The organism is Serratia sp. Nf2 (assembly GCF_003028435.1).
GTDB lineage: Bacteria > Pseudomonadota > Gammaproteobacteria > Enterobacterales > Enterobacteriaceae > Serratia > Serratia marcescens_L.
This window is the reverse complement of the sequence record NZ_PYTW01000011.1, coordinates 80,663-99,733: the sequence shown is the minus strand read 5'-3', so window position 1 is coordinate 99,733 and position 19,071 is coordinate 80,663. Positions and strand designations below refer to the sequence as shown.

16 protein-coding genes are annotated in these 19,071 nt (G+C 58.7%); 11 read left to right on the top strand and 5 right to left on the bottom strand.

Translation table 11 applies throughout. The features are described from left to right. Positions 1-68: 68 nt before the first annotated feature. On the bottom strand, positions 69-758 hold the full coding sequence (locus C9411_RS21735) for a hypothetical protein (RefSeq protein ID WP_107227914.1): 690 nt from the start codon (positions 756-758) through the stop codon (positions 69-71). Positions 759-1,693: 935 nt separating this feature from the next. Between C9411_RS21735 and aas the strand changes: the two genes are divergently transcribed. Then, positions 1,694-3,847: a bifunctional acyl-ACP--phospholipid O-acyltransferase/long-chain-fatty-acid--ACP ligase gene (gene aas / locus C9411_RS21730; protein WP_107227913.1), complete on the top strand. Its 2,154-nt coding sequence runs from the start codon at positions 1,694-1,696 to the stop codon at positions 3,845-3,847. Further along, on the top strand, positions 3,847-5,031 hold the full coding sequence (gene lplT, locus C9411_RS21725; protein WP_063990734.1) for a lysophospholipid transporter LplT: 1,185 nt from the start codon (positions 3,847-3,849) through the stop codon (positions 5,029-5,031). Before aas ends, lplT begins: the two co-directional genes overlap by 1 nt. Before the next feature lie 36 nt (positions 5,032-5,067). On the opposite strand, the gene C9411_RS21720 is transcribed toward lplT, so the two are convergent. The 4 genes from C9411_RS21720 to mutH form a co-directional block, all read right to left on the bottom strand. Continuing rightward, positions 5,068-6,108 carry an NADP(H)-dependent aldo-keto reductase gene (locus C9411_RS21720; RefSeq protein WP_107227912.1) on the bottom strand — a complete coding sequence of 347 codons (1,041 nt, stop codon included), beginning with the start codon at positions 6,106-6,108 and terminating at the stop codon, positions 5,068-5,070. A gap of 206 nt (positions 6,109-6,314) precedes the next feature. Further along, the gene (locus tag C9411_RS21715; protein WP_038878690.1) at positions 6,315-6,533 is read right to left on the bottom strand and encodes a YgdI/YgdR family lipoprotein; all 219 of its coding nucleotides are present in this window, start codon (positions 6,531-6,533) and stop codon (positions 6,315-6,317) included. A 155-nt stretch (positions 6,534-6,688) separates the two neighbouring features. Then, positions 6,689-7,405 carry a TerC family protein gene (locus C9411_RS21710; protein WP_063990736.1) on the bottom strand — a complete coding sequence of 239 codons (717 nt, stop codon included), beginning with the start codon at positions 7,403-7,405 and terminating at the stop codon, positions 6,689-6,691. A gap of 102 nt (positions 7,406-7,507) precedes the next feature. Next, positions 7,508-8,194, bottom strand: coding sequence for a DNA mismatch repair endonuclease MutH (gene mutH, locus C9411_RS21705; protein ID WP_063990737.1), 687 nt, complete (start codon positions 8,192-8,194; stop codon positions 7,508-7,510). Positions 8,195-8,890: 696 nt separating this feature from the next. Here mutH and rppH point away from each other — a divergent pair. From rppH to recC, 9 genes are all read left to right on the top strand, one after another. Continuing rightward, entirely contained in the window at positions 8,891-9,418 is a 528-nt protein-coding gene (gene rppH / locus C9411_RS21700; RefSeq protein ID WP_004931849.1) for an RNA pyrophosphohydrolase, read from the top strand. A 12-nt stretch (positions 9,419-9,430) separates the two neighbouring features. Beyond that, a complete protein-coding gene (ptsP, locus tag C9411_RS21695) occupies positions 9,431-11,677 on the top strand; it encodes a phosphoenolpyruvate--protein phosphotransferase (protein WP_063990738.1) in 2,247 nt (748 codons plus the stop codon). A 223-nt stretch (positions 11,678-11,900) separates the two neighbouring features. Beyond that, positions 11,901-12,773: a prolipoprotein diacylglyceryl transferase gene (gene lgt / locus C9411_RS21690; RefSeq protein ID WP_063990739.1), complete on the top strand. Its 873-nt coding sequence runs from the start codon at positions 11,901-11,903 to the stop codon at positions 12,771-12,773. Between the two features lie 7 nt (positions 12,774-12,780). Further along, entirely contained in the window at positions 12,781-13,575 is a 795-nt protein-coding gene (gene thyA, locus C9411_RS21685) for a thymidylate synthase (RefSeq protein ID WP_016929918.1), read from the top strand. Positions 13,576-13,749: 174 nt separating this feature from the next. Then, positions 13,750-14,253, top strand: coding sequence for a prepilin peptidase-dependent protein (locus C9411_RS21680; protein WP_107227911.1), 504 nt, complete (start codon positions 13,750-13,752; stop codon positions 14,251-14,253). After that, positions 14,247-14,825 (top strand): prepilin peptidase-dependent protein, encoded by a 579-nt coding sequence (locus C9411_RS21675; RefSeq protein WP_107227910.1) that lies wholly within the window; start codon positions 14,247-14,249, stop codon positions 14,823-14,825. Before C9411_RS21680 ends, C9411_RS21675 begins: the two co-directional genes overlap by 7 nt. Then, complete coding sequence (locus C9411_RS21670; RefSeq protein WP_107227909.1) at positions 14,822-15,268, top strand: YgdB family protein; 447 nt, start codon at positions 14,822-14,824, stop codon at positions 15,266-15,268. The genes C9411_RS21675 and C9411_RS21670 overlap by 4 nt, the downstream gene beginning before the upstream one ends. Then, entirely contained in the window at positions 15,258-15,614 is a 357-nt protein-coding gene (locus C9411_RS21665) for a prepilin-type N-terminal cleavage/methylation domain-containing protein (RefSeq protein WP_107227908.1), read from the top strand. The genes C9411_RS21670 and C9411_RS21665 overlap by 11 nt, the downstream gene beginning before the upstream one ends. 32 nt (positions 15,615-15,646) lie before the next feature. After that, on the top strand, positions 15,647-19,018 hold the full coding sequence (gene recC, locus C9411_RS21660; protein WP_107227907.1) for an exodeoxyribonuclease V subunit gamma: 3,372 nt from the start codon (positions 15,647-15,649) through the stop codon (positions 19,016-19,018). The last annotated feature ends 53 nt before the right edge of the window (positions 19,019-19,071 follow it).

Genomic DNA, 19,071 nt, shown 5'->3' with positions numbered 1-19,071 from the left:
CGTTAAGATATTTTGCCAAACAACCAGGCTGAAATAAGTGGGGACAGAGAAATGTCCCCACCTGGTGATTACAGGTAGTGAACCGAAAGATTCACAGAGGCTTGCAATGCAATGCTGTCTTGCATTTGGATGCTTTTATCATCAATGTAGCTAAGCGGGGTAAGGAAGGAACGGTAGCTGAATGTACCGCTCAGGTTCTGGCCGATCGCCATATTGTCGTAATTAGCATCTGATGTGACCGCAAAGCGATTACCTGAGGCAGCAGAGAAAATAGCCTGTTCGTGATCTGCACCGTCAGTTACATTGGTCAAATCAAAGATATCATCGCCTTCGGGAATCAGCGCCGCACGGACGGTTTCACCGTCCATAGCGATATCCGACAGTGCCAGGCCCAACACGGCGACATCTTTATTGCTGGCGTCTTTTGCCAGCGATGCGGTGAAGCTTCTGTCCATATACTTGAAATCGGCATCGCCACTGGCGCTGGTCACTTCAATACCCATGTTGGTCGGTGCCGTGCAGTTTACGGTGAACGGAATGCTACCCATGCCGTTGCCTTCCAACTGGACGGGATTTACTTTATCAAAAGCTTCGCTGGAATGGCGGCCAAGATCAATGCTATTGGTGTTGGCAGCAATACTGCAGCTGGTGTTATTGTAAATTTCTCCGGAGAAATCTACAGACGTACTGGCTGTTTTTGCAGCCAATACGCTCGTGCACGACAGAGGTAGCAGAGCTAAAAATAAATATTTCTTCATTCGGAGTTCCTTCTGAGAATATGCCACTAAATAAATGAAAATCGTATTGCTTGAAAAGATAAAGCAAGGATGTCGCAACGTTTTACTCGCGATTCAATGCAGGAGTATTTTATTTATCAATCTCAATCTCTGCAATATTGTGCTAAGGATTTATATAAAAATAGATTTATATTCTAACTAATTGTCTTCTGTTATCGAATCTTACTTGTTTGCCCTGTTTGGTAGCTAACGCATAGGTTTTATTGCTTACGGTTTTTTTAATTATTAATAATTAATTATCCTCGATGCATGCTTTTACTGTGAGGTTACGATAACCGCAAGATCGGGAAGCGGCTCTGTTTTTAGTTTGACCATTTTTAACTTTGTCTTTTTGTTGTTATTGTTGTGCTTGAAAAGCAAGAAAGCGTGTTGCATATGTTGACGAAAATTACACGTTAGATATCTCGTCTAACTTGGTTTTTGCTTTTGAGAATAGTTTTCGTTAATTGATTTCTTTAGCGTTTAGGAGACAAGAGAGATTAGAGGATCTGTTTCAGTTTCGATTTGGCTAAACGCCAATGTGCCGTACGTATCTGCGTATGCACAGGTTTTTTTTCTTACCACCGACCCGCTTCCATCCGATGAGGCATCATTATTGATCTTTCTGTTGTGAGGATTATTTAAGTTTCATTGAGTTATTACAGCAGATCGCGAGAAATTTACAGCTGGTTGCATTTGGAGCAAAACTCTTGCGATTCGTCGGTAGTTTCCTGCACGCCATCTCTCTAGAGTAGGTGATCCCAGAGGTATTGATTGGTGAGAAATCAGCATACTCTGTATGTTGAAGCCATTTTCAATTGCACCAACCTACGCGGATGCGTAGGTTTTTTTTTGCCTGCCATATAGTATTCTTTTCCCTACAACGATTTACGCCTCCATGGCCAAGGGAGAAGGGCATGATCTTTTCACTGCTGCGCGCGCTGTTTCGCCTGCTGTTTCGGGTACGGGTCGAAGGGGACGTCCAGCACTTCGATCGGCAAAAACTGCTGATTACGCCGAACCACGTCTCTTTCCTCGACGGCGTGCTGCTGGCGCTGTTCCTGCCGATTAAACCGGTGTTTGCGGTTTACGCCAGCATCGGCGAGAGCTGGTTTATGCGCTGGCTGCGGCCCTACATCGATTTCGTCTCGCTCGATCCCACCAAGCCGATGGCCATCAAACAGCTGGTGCGGATGGTCGAGCAGGGGCGGCCGATCGTGGTGTTCCCTGAAGGGCGCATCACCGTGACCGGCGCGCTGATGAAAATCTACGACGGTGCGGCGTTTATCGCCGCCAAATCGGGCGCCACTGTAGTGCCGGTGCGGATCGACGGCCCCGAATTCAGCCGGTTCGGCCGCATGGCCGGGGTATTCAAGATCCGCTGGTTCCCGCAAATCAGCATTCGCATCTTGCCGCCGACCACGTTGCCGATGCCGGAAGCGCCGCGCGCGCGCGAACGCCGGGCGCTGGCGGGCGATCGGCTGATGCAGATCATGATGCGGGCGCGGATGGATACGCGCGAACCGCAGACCCTGTTCCATGCCTTGCTGGCGGCGCAGCACCGCTACGGGCGCCGCAAGCCCTGTATCGAAGACATCGCTTTCAAAGAAGACAGTTATCAGGCGCTGATCAAGAAATCGCTGGGCGTCAGCCGCATTCTGCAGCGCTTTACCGCCGAAGGGGAACACGTCGGGCTGCTGTTGCCGAATGCCACCATCACCGCGGCGGCGATCTTCGGCGCTTCGCTGCGTAACCGCATTCCGGCGATGCTCAACTACACCGCCGGTGCTAACGGCCTGAACAGCGCGATGCTCGCCGCCGGCATCAAGACCATCGTTACCTCGCGCCAGTTTCTGGAGAAGGGCAAGCTGACCCACCTGCCGGAGCAGGTGACGCAGGCCAACTGGGTGTATTTGGAAGATCTGAAGGATACCGTCACGCTGGCGGACAAGCTGTGGATTTTGCGGCATTTGCTGCAGCCGCAGCGCGCGGCGTTGCCGCAACGCCCGGAGGACGCGGCGCTGATCCTGTTTACTTCCGGTTCTGAAGGCCATCCCAAGGGCGTGGTGCATTCGCACGCCAGCCTGCTGGCCAACGTCGAACAAATTCGTACCATCGCCGACTTCACGCCGCGCGACCGCTTCATGTCGTCGCTGCCGCTGTTCCACTCGTTCGGCCTGACGGTAGGGCTGCTCACGCCGCTGATCACCGGCAGCCGCATTTTCCTCTACCCCAGCCCGCTGCACTATCGCGTGGTGCCGGAGCTGGTGTATGACCGCAATTGCACGGTGCTGTTCGGCACGGCGACCTTCCTCAACAACTATGCGCGCTTCGCGCATCCGTATGATTTCGCCCGTCTGCGCTACGTGGTCGCCGGCGCGGAGAAACTGGCGGACAGCACCAAACAGATCTACCAGGACAAATACGGCATCCGCATTCTGGAAGGTTATGGCGTGACCGAATGCGCGCCGGTGGTGTCGATTAACGTGCCGCTGGCGACCAAGGTGGGTACCGTCGGCCGCATTATGCCGCAGATGGAGGCGCGCCTGATCGCGGTGCCGGGCATCGATAACGGCGGCCGCCTGCAGCTGAAGGGGCCGAATATCATGAAAGGCTATCTGCGGGTTGAGCGCCCCGGCGAGCTGGAACCGCCGGCGGCGGAAGATGCGAACGGCGTGCTGCAGCCGGGCTGGTACGACACCGGCGATATCGTCAGCTTGGATGAACAAGGTTACTGCACCATTCGCGGGCGCGTGAAGCGCTTCGCCAAGTTGGCGGGGGAGATGGTGTCGCTCGAGAGCGTCGAATTGCTGGCGCAGCGGCTGTCGCCGGAAAAACTGCATGCCGCCACCGTCAAAAGCGACAGCAGCAAAGGCGAAGCGCTGGTGCTGTTTACCACCGATCCTGCTATCACCCGCGAAGCATTGCTGCGGGTGGCGCGTCAGCTGGGCAGCCCTGAGCTGGCGGTGCCGCGCGATATTCGCCTGTTGAAAACGCTGCCGGTGCTCGGCAGCGGCAAACCCGATTTTGTCACCCTGCGTCATATGGCCGAACAGCCGGAGAGTGCCTGATGAATCCTTCGACCGAATCCCCTTTGTTGTCACGCGGCATGATCGCCGTCATCAGCGCGCAGTTCCTCTCGGCGTTCGGCGACAATGCGTTGCTGTTCGCCACGCTGGCGTTGATCAAGCAGCAGCTGTATCCGGACTGGAGCCAGCCGATCCTGCAGATGGCCTTTGTCGCCACCTATATCATTCTGGCGCCGTTCGTCGGCCAGGTAGCCGACAGCTTCGCCAAAGGGCGGGTGATGATGTTCGCCAACGCCCTGAAGCTGGCGGGGGCGTTGGTGATCTGTTTTGGGGGGAACCCGTTTCTCGGCTACAGCCTGGTCGGCGTGGGGGCCGCCGCGTATTCGCCGGCCAAATACGGCATTCTGGGCGAGATCACCAGCGGCGAGAAGCTGGTCAAGGCTAACGGCCTGATGGAGGCCTCGACCATCGCCGCCATTCTGACCGGTTCGGTGGCCGGCGGTATTCTGGCGGACTGGCATGTGGTCGCGGCGCTGGCGGCCTGCGCCTTGGTTTACGCGGGGGCGGTGGTCGCCAACCTGTATATTCCGCGTCTGGCGGCGGCGCGCCCGGGGGCATCCTGGCGCCCGCGGGCCATGACGAACAGCTTCTTCACCGCCTGCGTCACGTTATGGCGCGATGGGCAGACGCGTTTCTCCTTGATCGGCACCAGCCTGTTCTGGGGGGCCGGCGTGACGCTGCGTTTTCTGCTGGTGCTGTGGGTGCCGGTGGCGCTCGGCATCGCCGATAATGCCACGCCGACGCTGCTGAACGCCATGGTAGCCGTCGGTATCGTGGTGGGGGCCGGCGGCGCCGCGCGCTTCGTCACGCTGAAGACGGTAAAACGCTGCATGCCGGCCGGGATCCTGATCGGCGTCGCGGTCGCGGTGTTCGCGCTGCAAACCACCATGCTCAATGCCTATGTCTTGTTGGCGATCATCGGCATGCTGGGGGGCTTCTTCGTGGTGCCGCTCAATGCGTTGCTGCAGGAGCGGGGCAAGCATTCGGTCGGTGCCGGCAATGCGATCGCGGTGCAAAACCTGGGTGAAAACGCCGCCATGTTGCTGATGCTGGCGCTGTATTCGCTGGTAGTGAAGCTGGGCGTGCCGGTGGTGGGCGTCGGCGTAGGGTTTGGCGTGGTGTTTGCGCTGGCGATTAGCGTGCTGTGGTGGTCGCAGCGGCGGTAAAAAAACGGGGCGCAGCCTGGCTGCGCCCCGGCTGTATTAAGGTGCCGGAATGGTAAACCGGGTATGGATCTCTTCCAGCGCCTGCAGCACGTCCTCATCCAATACCACATCGAGGCTGTCGATGTTGATTTTCAACTGCTCCACCGTGGTGGCGCCCAGCAGGGTACTGGCGACGAACGGCTGCTGACGCACGAAGGCCAACGCCATCTGTGAGGGATCCAGCCCGTGTTTTTTGGCCAGCGCCACGTATTCGGCGATCGCCAGCTGGGTTTGCTGCCCTGAATAACGGTTGAAGCGGGTGAACAGCGTATTGCGCGCACCGGCCGGTTTAGCGCCGTTGAGGTATTTGCCGCTCAGAGTACCGAACGCCAGGCTGGAATAGGCCAGCAGTTCCACCCCTTCGTGCTGGCTGATCTCGGCCAGGCCAATCTCAAAGCTGCGGTTCAGCAGGCTGTACGGGTTTTGAATCGACACGATGCGCGGCAGCTCGTGTTTCTCCGCCAGCTGCAGGTAGCGCATCACGCCCCAAGGCGTTTCATTGGAAACCCCGATATAGCGAATCTTGCCGGCGCGCACCTGCTCGGTCAGCGCCTCCAGCGTTTCCAACAGCGTAACCGTAGCTTTGTCATCGGTGTATTGATAGTTGAGTTTGCCAAAGCAGTTGGTGGTGCGCTGCGGCCAGTGCAATTGGTAAAGATCGAGATAATCGGTGTTCAGCCGCTTGAGGCTGGCGTCCAGCGCGGCGCGGATGTTTTTGCGATCCAGCGCCTGCTGCGGGCGGATGCTGCTGTCGGTACCGCGCACCGGGCCCGAGACTTTGCTGGCCAGGACGATTTTTCCGCGATTGACGCGCGCCTTGATCCAGCTGCCGATATAGCTCTCGGTCAGGCCCTGGGTTTCCGGGCGGGGCGGCACCGGGTACAGTTCGGCGGTGTCTATCAGGTTCACGCCTGCGGCCAATGCATAGTCCAGTTGCGCATGGGCGTCGGCTTCGCTGTTCTGTTCGCCAAAGGTCATGGTGCCCAGTCCCAGCACGCTCACTTCTAAAGAACTGTGGGGAATACGGTGGTATTGCATTAACGGCCTTCCTTTCTTGTTAGCGCTGACGGGCCGCGCGGCCCGGTGAAACAGGAGCCCAATGTCAGAAGACGGCGCAAAGTCCGTCGGGCGGCGATGTCGCCTTTCCTGACTATAACCAAGCGGTGAAGATGGGGGAAGCGGATTCCGCGCGGACGCGAATGAGGGCTACCGCGCTCGAGCGGGCGATAGCCGGCGGGCGATGATTAGCGTTCGATAACCTGGGAAACCTGATCGCCGTTGATCTGGCGGTGGTTGCCTTTCTCGTCTTTATAACTGATGAGGCCAGTGTCTTTGTCGATCTCCGGTTTGCCTTGCGTCAGGATCATGTTGCCGTCTTTGGTCGCCATTACGTAGTCGCTGGAACATCCCGCCAGGCCGGCCACCATCACCAGCGCAGATACTGCCATTACCCACTTTTTCATCCTGCGGATCCTCGATTATGCAGAAAACAATGTTCTTTCAAGATTAGCAAACTCTCGGCGGAGGGCGTCTCAGATAAGTCTTTATCTGATAAGAAAAAGTGAAATGAGGGGGCAACGAAGCGATGGAAGCCGCCGATGGCGGCTTCCGGGTAGGGTTATTCCGGCGCGCGATTTTTCTTGCTGCGCATCAGATTGAGCGCTTCTACCGACATGGAGAAGAACATGGCGAAGTAGATGTAGCCTTTCGGCACGTGCACCTGGAAACTTTCCAGCATCAGCGTGAAGCCCACCAGGATCAGAAACGCCAGCGCCAGCATTTTTACCGACGGATGGCGGTTGACGAATTCGCCGATCGGCCGGGCGGCGAACATCATCACGCCGACGGCGATCACCACTGCCGCCATCATGATGAACAGATGGTCGGAAAGACCCACGGCGGTAATCACCGAGTCCAGACTGAAGATAATATCCAGCAGCATAATCTGCACGATCGCGCCGAAGAAGCTATGCACCTTGGTGTGGTGCTCTTCTTCCGATCCTTCGATGGTTTCGTGGATCTCTTTGCTGGCTTTCCAAATCAGGAACAGCCCCCCCAGCAACAGGATCAGATCGCGGGCGGAAATAGCGTGATCCAGCACGGTGAACAGCGGGTGCGTCAAGCGAATCACCCAGGCGATAGAGGCCAGTAGCGCCAGGCGCATAATCATGGCAGCGGCCAGCCCGAGCCGGCGAGCTTTGTTCTGTTGCGCTTTGGGCAGCTTGGCCACCACCAGCGACAGAAAAATGATGTTATCAATACCCAGTACGATCTCAAGAATGGTTAGCGTACCTAACGCTAACCAGGCATTGGGATCCATAATCCATTCGAACATTGCCCGGTACACCTTTTAATACTTAATAAATGCAAAACGTGAATTATACGCGTTTATCGTGGCGCTGACAGTGGGAGCTAAACCAGAGTTAAACGAAATCGCTTAGATTGAGAAATGTCTTGCCAGCAGCGCGCCGGTAAAACTCTTTTTCAGATAGAAACCGCGCGGTAACGTCATGATAGGTTGCCCCTGTTCGCCGATGGCTTCGGTGAGCGCCTTGCTGTTGGCCGCTTTGGGGCGCAGCTGCAGTACTTCGCCATGGCGTGCGGTGATGCGCTCTACGTGGCCGAGCACGATCAGATCCATCAACTCTTCCCAATCGCGGCGCAACATCTCTTCTTCTGCAGTGCTCGGGCTCCACAGCAGCGGCGAACCGACGCGGCGTTCGGCCAGCGGGATCTGCCGTTCGCCTTCTACCGGTATCCACAAGACGCGCGCCAGCTTGTGGCGAACGTGGCTGCTGGCCCAGGTGACGCCGCTGTTGCCGGTGAGAGGAGCAACGCAGACAAAAGTGGTTTCCAGCGGTTTACCGGCGGCGTCGACAGGAATGGTTTTCAGCTCGATGCCCAGTTCGGGAAAGTCCTGCTCCGGTTTGCTGCCGGCCATGGCGCCGAGATACCGCTCCAGCAGCATGCCCACCCAACCTTTATCACGCTTCAGATCTTTGGGTATCGGCAACTGCGCGCGGGCGGCCAGCTCGCCAAAGCTGGCGCCTGCCAGCGCCTGAGCGCGTTCGAACAGCTGCCGTTCATTTTCCGGCGGAGGCGGCAAAGAGGATAAAAACGCCATAAATCAAGCCTGTCGAATATGGTTGAAAAACGTACTGCAATTATACGCGGCGAGCGATAACCGCTATCGTCTGGGGAAAAGAATAATAGTAGCATGATTTTACATGACTTTTTTCCTTTCCTTGCGTGGCCGACAATGCACTCCTGGGGCTTGTTCACCTGAAGCCACCGACAATAAACAGGATCTTACACCTATTTATCCACAGATTTATGGGATAACCCAAATTTTTGCCGATCACTGGTTCAATTTACAGCCTTGACTCGGGCGGTTTTTTACGAATTTGTCCGTTTTGTGCGTAACTTGCCCGGATAATCTGTGGATAAAAACGACGTTGATGGATCTTTCGCCAGGGTAAGATCCTTACCGTGCACAGATCACATTTTTGCCCTGTACATAACGATGCAACATTATTTAATTATATGTTTTTAATGTTATTTTGTTTTTTTAGGGTTGGGAGGGGATTTTGGGGTTTAAGAGTTTTACCGGCTTATCCCTCGAGTTCTACACACACCTATCCACAGAAAAAGTGAATAAAACCGGTCTGAAAGGCTGGGGTATGTTTATAACTTTGCCTATATCTGTGAGTTATCCCAATGTTATCCGGCCCGCAGCGCCGTAAAGCAGTGGTTTACCGCCTGTAGCTTGTGTGAAACAATCAGGACATCTATGCGAATTTAAGCTTATCGAGGTAGTCCGGTGATCGATGATGATGGCTACCGCCCGAATGTTGGTATCGTAATCTGTAATCGTCAGGGGCAGGTCTTATGGGCCCGCCGTTACGGTCAGCACTCCTGGCAGTTTCCCCAAGGTGGGATTAACCCTGGCGAAACTGCGGAGCAGGCGATGTACCGTGAGCTGTTCGAAGAAGTGGGGCTGAGTAAAAAGGATGTGCGCATCCTGGCTTCGACCCGCAACTGGTTGCGCTATAAATTGCCGAAACGTTTGGTGCGTTGGGACACAAAGCCGGTTTGTATCGGCCAAAAGCAAAAATGGTTTTTGTTGCAGCTACTGTGCAATGACGCTGATATCAATATGCAGCGCAGCAGCACGCCGGAGTTCGACGGTTGGCGCTGGGTGAGCTTCTGGTATCCGGTGCGCCAGGTGGTGTCGTTCAAACGCGACGTCTACCGCCGGGTGATGAAAGAATTCGCCGTGACCGTGATGCCGATGCAAGAGCAGGCGGCGCCGCGACAGGCCCCCGCTTATCGCCGAAAGAGAGGTTAAGTTAAGCCGACTATGCTCACGCGCTTGCGAGAAATTGTAGAGAAGGTGGCCGCGGCGGCCAGTCTGACGGATGCGCTGGATCTGCTGGTCAATGAAACCTGTCTGGCGATGGACACCGAAGTGTGTTCCATCTACCTGGCGGACAACGACCGCCGCTGTTACTACCTGATGGCCACGCGCGGGCTGAAAAAGCCGCGCGGGCGCACTATCGCATTGGCGTTTGACGAGGGCGTCGTCGGGTTGGTCGGCCGCCGGGCCGAGCCTATCAACCTGGCCGATGCCCAAAGCCACCCCAGTTTCAAATACGTTCCGCAGGTGAAAGAGGATCGTTTCCGATCATTCCTCGGGGTGCCAATCATTCATCGGCGCCAGCTGCTGGGCGTGCTGGTGGTGCAGCAGCGCGAGCTGCGCCAGTTTGACGAAAGCGAAGAGTCTTTCATGGTCACCCTGGCTACGCAGATGGCCGGGATCCTTTCACAGTCGCAGCTTAATGCCATTTTCGGCCAGTATCGCCAAACGCGCGTGCGCGCGCTGGCGGCCTCGCCCGGCGTGGCGGTGGCGGAAGGGTGGCAGGACAGCAGCCAGCCTTCGCTCGATCAGGTGTACCGCGCGTCGACGCTGGACACCGCCAGCGAGCGCGAGCGCCTGACGCTGGCGCTGGAAGAGGCCGGCGCGGAATTTCGTCGCTTCAGCAAGCGTTTTGCCGCCAGTTCGCAAAAAGAGAGCGCGGCGATTTTCGATCTTTATTCTCACCTGTTAAACGACGCCCGTCTCAAGCGCGAACTGTTCGCCGAAATCGACAACGGTTCGGTGGCGGAGTGGGCGGTGAAACAGGTGATAGAAACCTTTGCCGAGCAGTTCGCCAAACTGCAGGACACCTACATGCGCGAGCGCGGCAGCGACCTGCGCGCGCTGGGCCAGCGCCTGCTGTTCCACCTCGACGACACCACCCAGGGCGCCACCCAGTGGCCGGCGCGTTTTGTGCTGGTGGCGGATGAACTGACCGCGACATTGCTGGCCGAAGTGCCGCAGGATCGTCTGGTCGGCGTGGTGGTGCGCGACGGCGCCGCCAACTCCCATGCGGCGATTTTGGTGCGGGCGATGGGGGTGCCGACGGTAATGGGCGCCGACATCCAGCCTGCTCTGCTCAGCCAGCGGCTGCTGATCGTCGACGGTTATCGCGGTGAACTGCTGGTCGATCCTGAGCCGGTACTGGTGCAGGAATATCAACGGCTGATCAGCGAAGAGCTGGAGCTGAGCAAGCTGGCGGAAGACGACGTCGAACAGCCGGCGCAGTTGAAAAGCGGCGAACGCATTCAGGTGATGCTGAATGCCGGCCTCAGCCCGGAACATGAACAGCTGTTGGGCGGCCGGGTGGATGGCGTGGGGCTATACCGCACCGAAATCCCCTTCATGTTGCAAAGCGGCTTCCCTTCCGAAGAGGAGCAGGTCGCGCAGTACCAGGGCATGCTGCAGCTTTACCCGAGCAAGCCGGTCACGCTGCGCACCCTGGACATCGGCGCCGACAAGCAGCTGCCCTATATGCCGATCAGCGAAGAGAACCCTTGCCTGGGCTGGCGCGGCATCCGCATTACCCTGGATCAGCCGGAGATCTTTTTGATTCAGGTGCGTGCGATGCTGCGCGCCAACGCTGGCACCGGCAACCTGGGCATTCTGCTGCCGATGATCACCAGCCTGGAAGAGGTCGACGAGGCCAAACGCCTGATTGACCGCGCCGGGCGCGAGGTGGAAGAAGTGCTCGGCTACGCGATCCCGAAACCGAAAATCGGCGTGATGCTGGAAGTGCCGTCGATGATTTTCCTGATCCCGCATCTGGCCGGGCGCGTTGATTTCATCTCGGTCGGTACCAACGACTTGACCCAGTACCTGCTGGCGGTGGATCGCAACAACACCCGGGTCGCCTCGCTGTATGACAGTTTGCATCCCGCGATGCTGCAGGTGCTGAAACTGATCGCCGAGCAGGGGAAAACGGCCGGGCTGCAGCTTAGCCTGTGCGGTGAACTGGCCGGCGATCCTATGGGCGCGTTGTTGCTGGTGGGCATGGGTTATCGCAACTTGAGCATGAACGGCCGCAGCGTGGCGCGTATCAAATACCTGCTGCGGCATATCGACCTTGCCGACGCCGAAATGTTAGCGCAGCGGGTGTTGAACACCCAGATGACCACGGAAGTGCGCCATTTGGTGGCGGCGTTTATGGAGCGACGCGGCATGGGCGGATTGATTCGCGGCGGCCGATAATCGCTGCGCGGTGTGATTTTTTTACAGAACTTTTCCCGCCCTGCCGGACCGGACCGCGCTAAGCCTATGTTATGATGCGCAACCTCAGCGCGGCGCATGCTCGTCGCCTTGTAGACCCGCAGCGGCCAATGCTGCCGTTTGCAAGGCGCGGGATAATCTCCGTCGCCGCTTGGCACCTGCCGCCCCCGCATGGGGAAAAATAACAGACATGTTGTGGTGATAGATGAGCAATAGCTATCTGGCGTTTCCTAAATTTGATCCGGTCATTTTCTCCATTGGCCCGGTTTCTCTGCATTGGTACGGCCTGATGTACCTGGTCGGCTTCGTTTTTGCCATGTGGCTGGCGGTGCGCCGTGCCAACAAGCCGGGCAGCGGTTGGACCAAAGACGAAGTGGAAAACTTGCTCTACGCCGGCTTCCTGGGCGTATTCGTCGGCGGCCGCGTAGGCTATGTGCTGTTCTACAACCTGCCGCTGTTCCTGGATAACCCGCTCTATCTGTTCAAGGTCTGGGATGGCGGCATGTCGTTCCACGGCGGCTTGATGGGGGTGATTCTGGTGATGTTCTGGTTCGCTCGCCGCACCAAACGCACCTTCTTCCAGGTTTCCGATTTTATCGCGCCATTGATCCCATTCGGCCTGGGCGCCGGCCGCCTCGGCAACTTCATCAACGGTGAGCTGTGGGGCCGCGTGACCACCGATACCCCTTGGGCGATGCTGTTCCCAAGTTCACGCAGCGAGGACGTGGCCCTTGCCGCCGCCGATCCTTCTTTGCTGCCGTTATTGAATCAGTACGGCGTACTGCCGCGCCACCCATCGCAGCTGTATGAACTGCTGCTGGAAGGCGTGGTGCTGTTTGTCATTCTGAACCTGTTTATCCGCAAGCCGCGGCCGATGGGCGCCGTATCAGGCCTGTTCCTGATCGGTTATGGCGCATTCCGTATCATCGTTGAAGCGTTCCGCCAGCCGGATGCCCAGCTCGGCCTGTTCGACGGCGTGATCAGCATGGGGCAGATCCTGTCCATCCCGATGGTGGTGGCCGGTATTATTATGATGATTTGGGCGTACCGTCGTCGCCCGCAGCAACAACTGTCGTGAGGGACAAATGAAACAGTATCTGGATTTGATGAATAAGGTGCTCGCCGAGGGCACCCCTAAAGCCGACCGTACCGGCACTGGCACGTTGTCGATTTTCGGCCACCAGATGCGTTTCAACTTGCAGGAAGGTTTCCCGTTGGTGACGACCAAGAAATGTCATCTGCGTTCGATCATTCATGAGCTGTTATGGTTCCTGAACGGCGATACCAACATCGCCTACCTGCGTGACAACAAGGTCACCATTTGGGACGAGTGGGCCGATGAAAACGGCGATCTCGGCCCGGTGTACGGCAAACAGTGGCGCGCCTGGGGCGCAGCGGACGGCCGTCAGATTGATCAGTTGAGCAATGTGCTCCAACAGCTGAAGCAAGATCCGGATTCGCGCCGCATCATCGTTTCCGCCTGGAACGTCGGCGAGCTGGATCAGATGGCGCTGGCGCCGTGCCACGCGTTCTTCCAGTTCTACGTAGCGGACGGCAAGCTCTCTTGCCAGCTGTACCAGCGTTCCTGCGACGTCTTCCTCGGCCTGCCGTTCAACATCGCCAGCTACGCGCTGTTGGTGCACATGATGGCGCAGCAGTGCGATCTGGAAGTGGGCGATTTCGTCTGGACCGGGGGCGATACCCACCTGTACAGCAACCACATGGAACAGACTCAGTTGCAGTTGACGCGTGAACCGCGTCCGTTGCCGAAACTGGTGATCAAACGCAAACCGGCTTCGCTGTTTGATTACCGTTTCGAAGACTTCGAGATCGAAGGTTACGATCCGCATCCGGCCATCAAGGCGCCGGTCGCGATCTGACCTTAACCGCATCACACCAGGGGCGCAGCGATTGCGCCCCTTTTTTTATCCGCATTGCGCACCGCGCCGCATTTTTTTGTCGACGTCTGTCGTCGTAGATAAAACATTGCGCAGCTTGCCGCAGCGCTTGCGCATGCGGCTTTACCGCGTTGTTGCGGCCCTTACACTGGCCGCATGAACGATAATACTCTCTCGAACATCGATGACCGCCAGCGTGGCATGACGCTGATTGAGCTGTTGGCGGCGATATTGATCGCCGCCATGCTCACTGGCTGGGGCGTCGGGCAATGGCGCTATCATCAGCAAGCGCTGCGGTTGGAACACACGGCCCAACAGCTGCTGGCGTTTTTGCTGCGATTGCAGGCGGACGCCAACTGGCGTAACCGCACGACGCTGCTGTGGTTCAACAACGGCACGCCCTGGTGCCTGGGCGGTGGCGTGCCGCCGACGGATTGCGCTTCCGCCGAAGGCTCCGTTTTCTCGCCGCCTTATCGCGACGTTGTGCTGAGCGGCTACTCCGGCAAAGAGATTGGGTTTTACGGTTTGCGCAATACTGCGCAGGCAGGGCACATCCTTCTCAGCAACGACGCAGGCAGCCTGCGGTTGGTGCTCTCCGCCCGTGGGCGGCTGCGTTTGTGCAGCGAAGGGCCGCGGGTCAGGGGCATGGCGCTATGCTGACTTGCGAACGCGGTTTTACCTTGCCGGAGGTGATGTTGGCACTGGTATTCGGCAGCGTGATCGCGCTCGGCGCGGCGAAAACTTACCCGCTGTTGCGCCAGCAAAGCGTGGCCGTCGGCCAGCACTTTCGGCTGGAGTCAACGCTGCGGCAGTTGGCGTTCGGCATTGAGAAAGATCTGCGCCGCGCCGGTTTTTGCGCCGGGCAGTGCGCCGGCTGGCCGCTACTGATCGGCCAGGCATCGGGAGAGGCGGCGGGCAGTTGCGTTATCGTCGCCTACGACATCGCTCGCAGCGGGCAATGGCTCACTTCGGGCGAGGATGCGGGCTATTTCGGTTATCGGCTGCGCAATGGCGGCGTGGAAGGGCAGCGCGGCGTGAGCCAATGCGATGGCGGTGGCTGGGAGCGGCTACTCGATCATGGCGAAGTGCGCATTGAGCGTTTTCATGTGGCGATAGCGCGGGGCGATCACGGCGCGGCCTTGGCTCGCCTGACGCTGGTGGGGCGCTCCGCCAGCGATACGCGTATCATGCGCAGCCTGAACGGGAGCGTCGAAATGGCGGCGCTGCCATGAACCGGCAAACCCAGCGAGGCGTTAGCACCCTGGCGGCGGTGATGTTGCTGTTGGCGCTGGGGTTGATGTTGCTTAACGCTCAGCATCGGCAGTTGGATAACGCGCTGTTACTGGCTGCCGATCAGCAGCGTTACCTTCAGGCTTACAATCAGGCCGCTTCGGCGCTGAGTTGGGGCATGAGCCAGCGCTGGCCACGCGCCGAGCTGAGTGCGGCGGCCTGGTTATGCAGGCAGCGTGCGGAGCTGACGGCCTGCGCTCGGCTGTCTGCCAGAGCCGGCGTTGTGACGGTACGCGGCCTTGGCGAGATGCGCGGCGGTGAACCCCTATGGTTGTATCAATGGGGCACTTTTAACGGCGCGGAGGCCGCTGGCAAGGTGCAAGCACAGCCGGGCGGTCGGCTGGATTTTTGCCCAGAGAAAAGGCTGGCCGACTGTGACGGCTAACGCTCGGGCAGGGCGGATATCCCGCAACGGCTTCAGCCTGCCGGAAGTGTTGGTGGCGGCCTTGCTGTTCTCGGTGTCGCTGCTTGGCTTGTTACAGTATCATCAGGTGCTGCTGCAGTCGTTCCAGCGCCAGTGGCACTACCGGCAAGCTTGGGGACTGGCGCATCAGCAGTTGGAGGCGTTCGCCGTCACCGGCCGGCTCGATGCCGAACCGCCGCCGGAAGGCTGGCGTCGCGAGACCGTGCTCGGCGATGTGGAGAGTGATTGCCGCCGATTGACGGTCAGGATCCAAACGCCGCAGCGGCAGTGGGCAATGCTGAGCCGCTGGTATTGCACCCGCTTTTAAGCCGGTATGTCTTTTGTTTTAAAGGAGCCTTGATGTTCACGGTTTATCATTCCAATCAGCTGGATTTGTTGAAAACGCTGACCAGCGCGCTGATAGCCAGAGATCCGTTGGCCGATCCTTTTCAACCGGAAGTGGTGCTGGTGCAGAGCCCCGGCATGGCGCAATGGCTGCAGATGCAGCTGGCGGAGCAGTTCGGCATTGCCGCCAATGTCGCGTTTCCGCTGCCGGCGACCTTTATTTGGGACATGTTCACCCGGGTGTTGCCGGATATCCCGAAAGAGAGCGCCTTCAGCAAGGACGCCATGACCTGGAAGCTGATGTGGTTGCTGCCGGAGATGCTGACCCAGCCGGCGTTTGCGCCGCTGCAGCACTATCTGACTGATGACGGCGACAAGCGCAAGATTCACCAGTTGGCCGGCCGGGTCGCCGACCTGTTCGACCAGTATTTGGTTTATCGCCCGCAGTGGCTGGAGAGCTGGCAGCGCGGTGAGCGTATCGACGGTCTGGCGGAGGCTCAGCAATGGCAGGCGCCGCTTTGGGCGCGATTGGTGGAGTACACGCGCGAACTGGGGCAGCCGGAATGGCACCGCGCCAATCTGTACAGCCGCTTTATCCACGCGCTGGAGCAGGCAAAAACGTGCCCGCCCGGTTTGCCGCCGCGGGTGTTTATCTGCGGCATCTCGGCGTTGCCGCCGGTCTATTTGGAGGCGCTGCAGGCGTTGGGGCGGCATATCGATATCCACCTGATGTTCACCAACCCCTGTCGTTATTACTGGGGCGACATTCAGGATTACGCTTTCCTGGCCCGCTTGCAGAGCCGCAAACGCCGTCACTACCACCAGGCTCGTGAGCAGGGGCTGTTCCGCGAGCCGGACGAAGCGGTGCGCCTGTTTGACGCCGAAGGGCAGCAGCAGCTCAGCAACCCGCTGCTGGCCTCCTGGGGCAAGCTGGGGCGCGATCACCTCTATCTGCTGTCGCAGATGGAAGGGGCGCAAGAGGTCGACGCCTTTGTCGATATCCCGGCTGATACCATGCTGCACGCCGTTCAGCGCGATATGCTGGAGCTGGAAGACCATGCGGTAATCGGTATTACCGCGGAAACGCTGGAAACCAGCTTCAGCAAACGTCCGCTTGATGAGAACGACCGCTCCCTCAGCCTGCATGCCTGCCACAGCCCGCAGCGGGAAGTGGAGGTTTTGCACGATCAACTGCTGAGCATGCTGGCGCAGGATCCGTCGTTGACGCCGCGCGACATCATCGTGATGGTGGCGGATATCGACAGCTACACGCCTTACATTCAGGCGGTGTTCGGCAATGCCCCCGCCGAGCGCTACCTGCCGTTCGCCATTTCAGACCGTAAAGCTCGCCAGGCGCATCCGGCGCTGCAGGCGTTCATTTCACTGCTCGATCTGCCGCAAAGCCGCTTTACTTCGGAACAGGTGCTGGCGCTGCTGGAGGTGCCGGCCCTGGCCGCCCGTTTCGCCATTGGCGAAGAGGGGCTGCGCCTGCTGCGTCATTGGGTCGGTGAATCCGGCGTGCGCTGGGGCCTGGACGACGATAACGTGCGCGAACTGGATCTGCCCGCCACCGGCCAGCATACCTGGCGCTTCGGCATTACGCGCATGCTGCTCGGCTACGCGATGGACAGCAGTGCCGGCGATTGGCAGGGCATTTTACCTTATGACGAATCGAGCGGATTGGTCGCCGAGTTGGCGGGGCAGTTGGCGGATCTGCTGGCGCAGCTCAGTCACTGGCGGCAAATCTTGAGCGAAGCGCGCCCGCTCGAGGCGTGGCTGCCGCTGTGCCGGCAACTGCTGGATGCCTTCTTCGCTGCGGACAGCGACACCGAAGTCGTGCTGGCGCTGATCGAACAGCAGTGGCAACAGGCCATCAATTTTGGCCTGGCGGCGCGCTATCCTGATGAGGTGCCGTTGACCATTCTGCGTGACGATCTGGCGGCGCGCCTCGATCAGGAGCGCATCAGTCAGCGCTTCCTCGCCGGGCAAATCAACTTCTGTACGCTGATGCCGATGCGTTCCATTCCGTTCAAGGTAGTGTGCCTGCTGGGCATGAACGACGGCGTGTATCCGCGCACGCTGCCGCCGCTGGGTTTCGATCTGATGGCGCAGCAGGTCAAACGCGGCGACCGTAGCCGTCGCGATGACGACCGCTATCTGTTCCTGGAAGCGATTTTGTCCGCTCAGCAGCGGCTGTATATCAGCTTCATCGGCCGTTCCATTCAGGACAACAGCCCGCGCTACCCTTCGGTGCTGGTTACCGAGCTGCTGGAGTACCTGGAGCAAAGCTATTGTCTGCCGGGAGATGAGGAACTCAGTGCAGACGACAGCGCTCGGCGGGTTGGTGAGCACTTGCTGAAGTGGCACGCGCGCATGCCGTTCGCCGCCGAGAATTTCTTGCCGGGCTCGGAGGCGCAAAGCTATGCTGCCGAGTGGCTGCCCGCCGCCGATGGGCGCGGTGCGGCGCATCCGGCGTTCAACCAGCCGCTGCCTGCCGAAGCGCTGCAGCAAATATCGTTGGATGAGCTGCTGCGGTTTTACCGCCATCCGATCCGCGCGTTTTTCCAACTGCGGCTGGGCGTCAGTTTTATCCTGGAAGAGACCGAGCTGCCGGACGAAGAACCCTTTACGCTGGATAACCTCAGCCGCTACCAGTTCAACAGCCAACTGCTGAATACGCTGATCGACGGCGACGATCCCGAACGGCTGTTCCAGCGGGTGCGCGCCGCCGGCGGCTTGCCCTATGGCGCCTTCGGCGAAATCTATTGGCAAAAGCAGCAGGAAGAGATGAGCGAACTGGCCGAGCAGGTGCGTGCAGAGCGCGCAGAGAGCCATAGCCTGGAGCTGGATATCGATATCGCCGGCGTGCGCCTCAGCGGCTGGCTGCATCAGGTGCAGGATGACGGCCTGCTGCGCTGGCGGCCCGCTACGCTGTCGGCGGTGGACGGCATATTGCTGTGGCTGGAGCACCTGGTGTACTGCTGCGCCGGCGGCACCGGCGAGAGCCGCATGTATGGCCGCAAGAACTCCGCCTGGCGCTTTGCCGCGCTGGCGCCAGAAGAGGCACAGGCGCAGCTGGCGGAACTGCTGGCGGGCTATCAGCGTGGTCTGAGTCAGCCGCTGCTGTTGCTGAACAAGAGCGGCTGGGCGTGGCTAAGTCAGTGTTATCTGCCGGAAACGCAGCAAATCGACTGGGAGGAAGACGCGCAAATTAAGGCACGCGCCAAATTGCTGCAGGCCTGGCAGGGCGATCAGCGCATTCCCGGAGAAGGGGAAGATCCCTACGTGCAGCGAGTGTTCCGCCAAATGGATAATGAATACTTAGCGCAAATACTGGCCGAAACAGAGCGTTATCTGCTGCCGGTGGCGCGGCATAACCTGGGGTAACAATCCCCCGGTGGTGCTGTGCGGCGGGAGGTGGTAAAAATAACGAAGGTTAT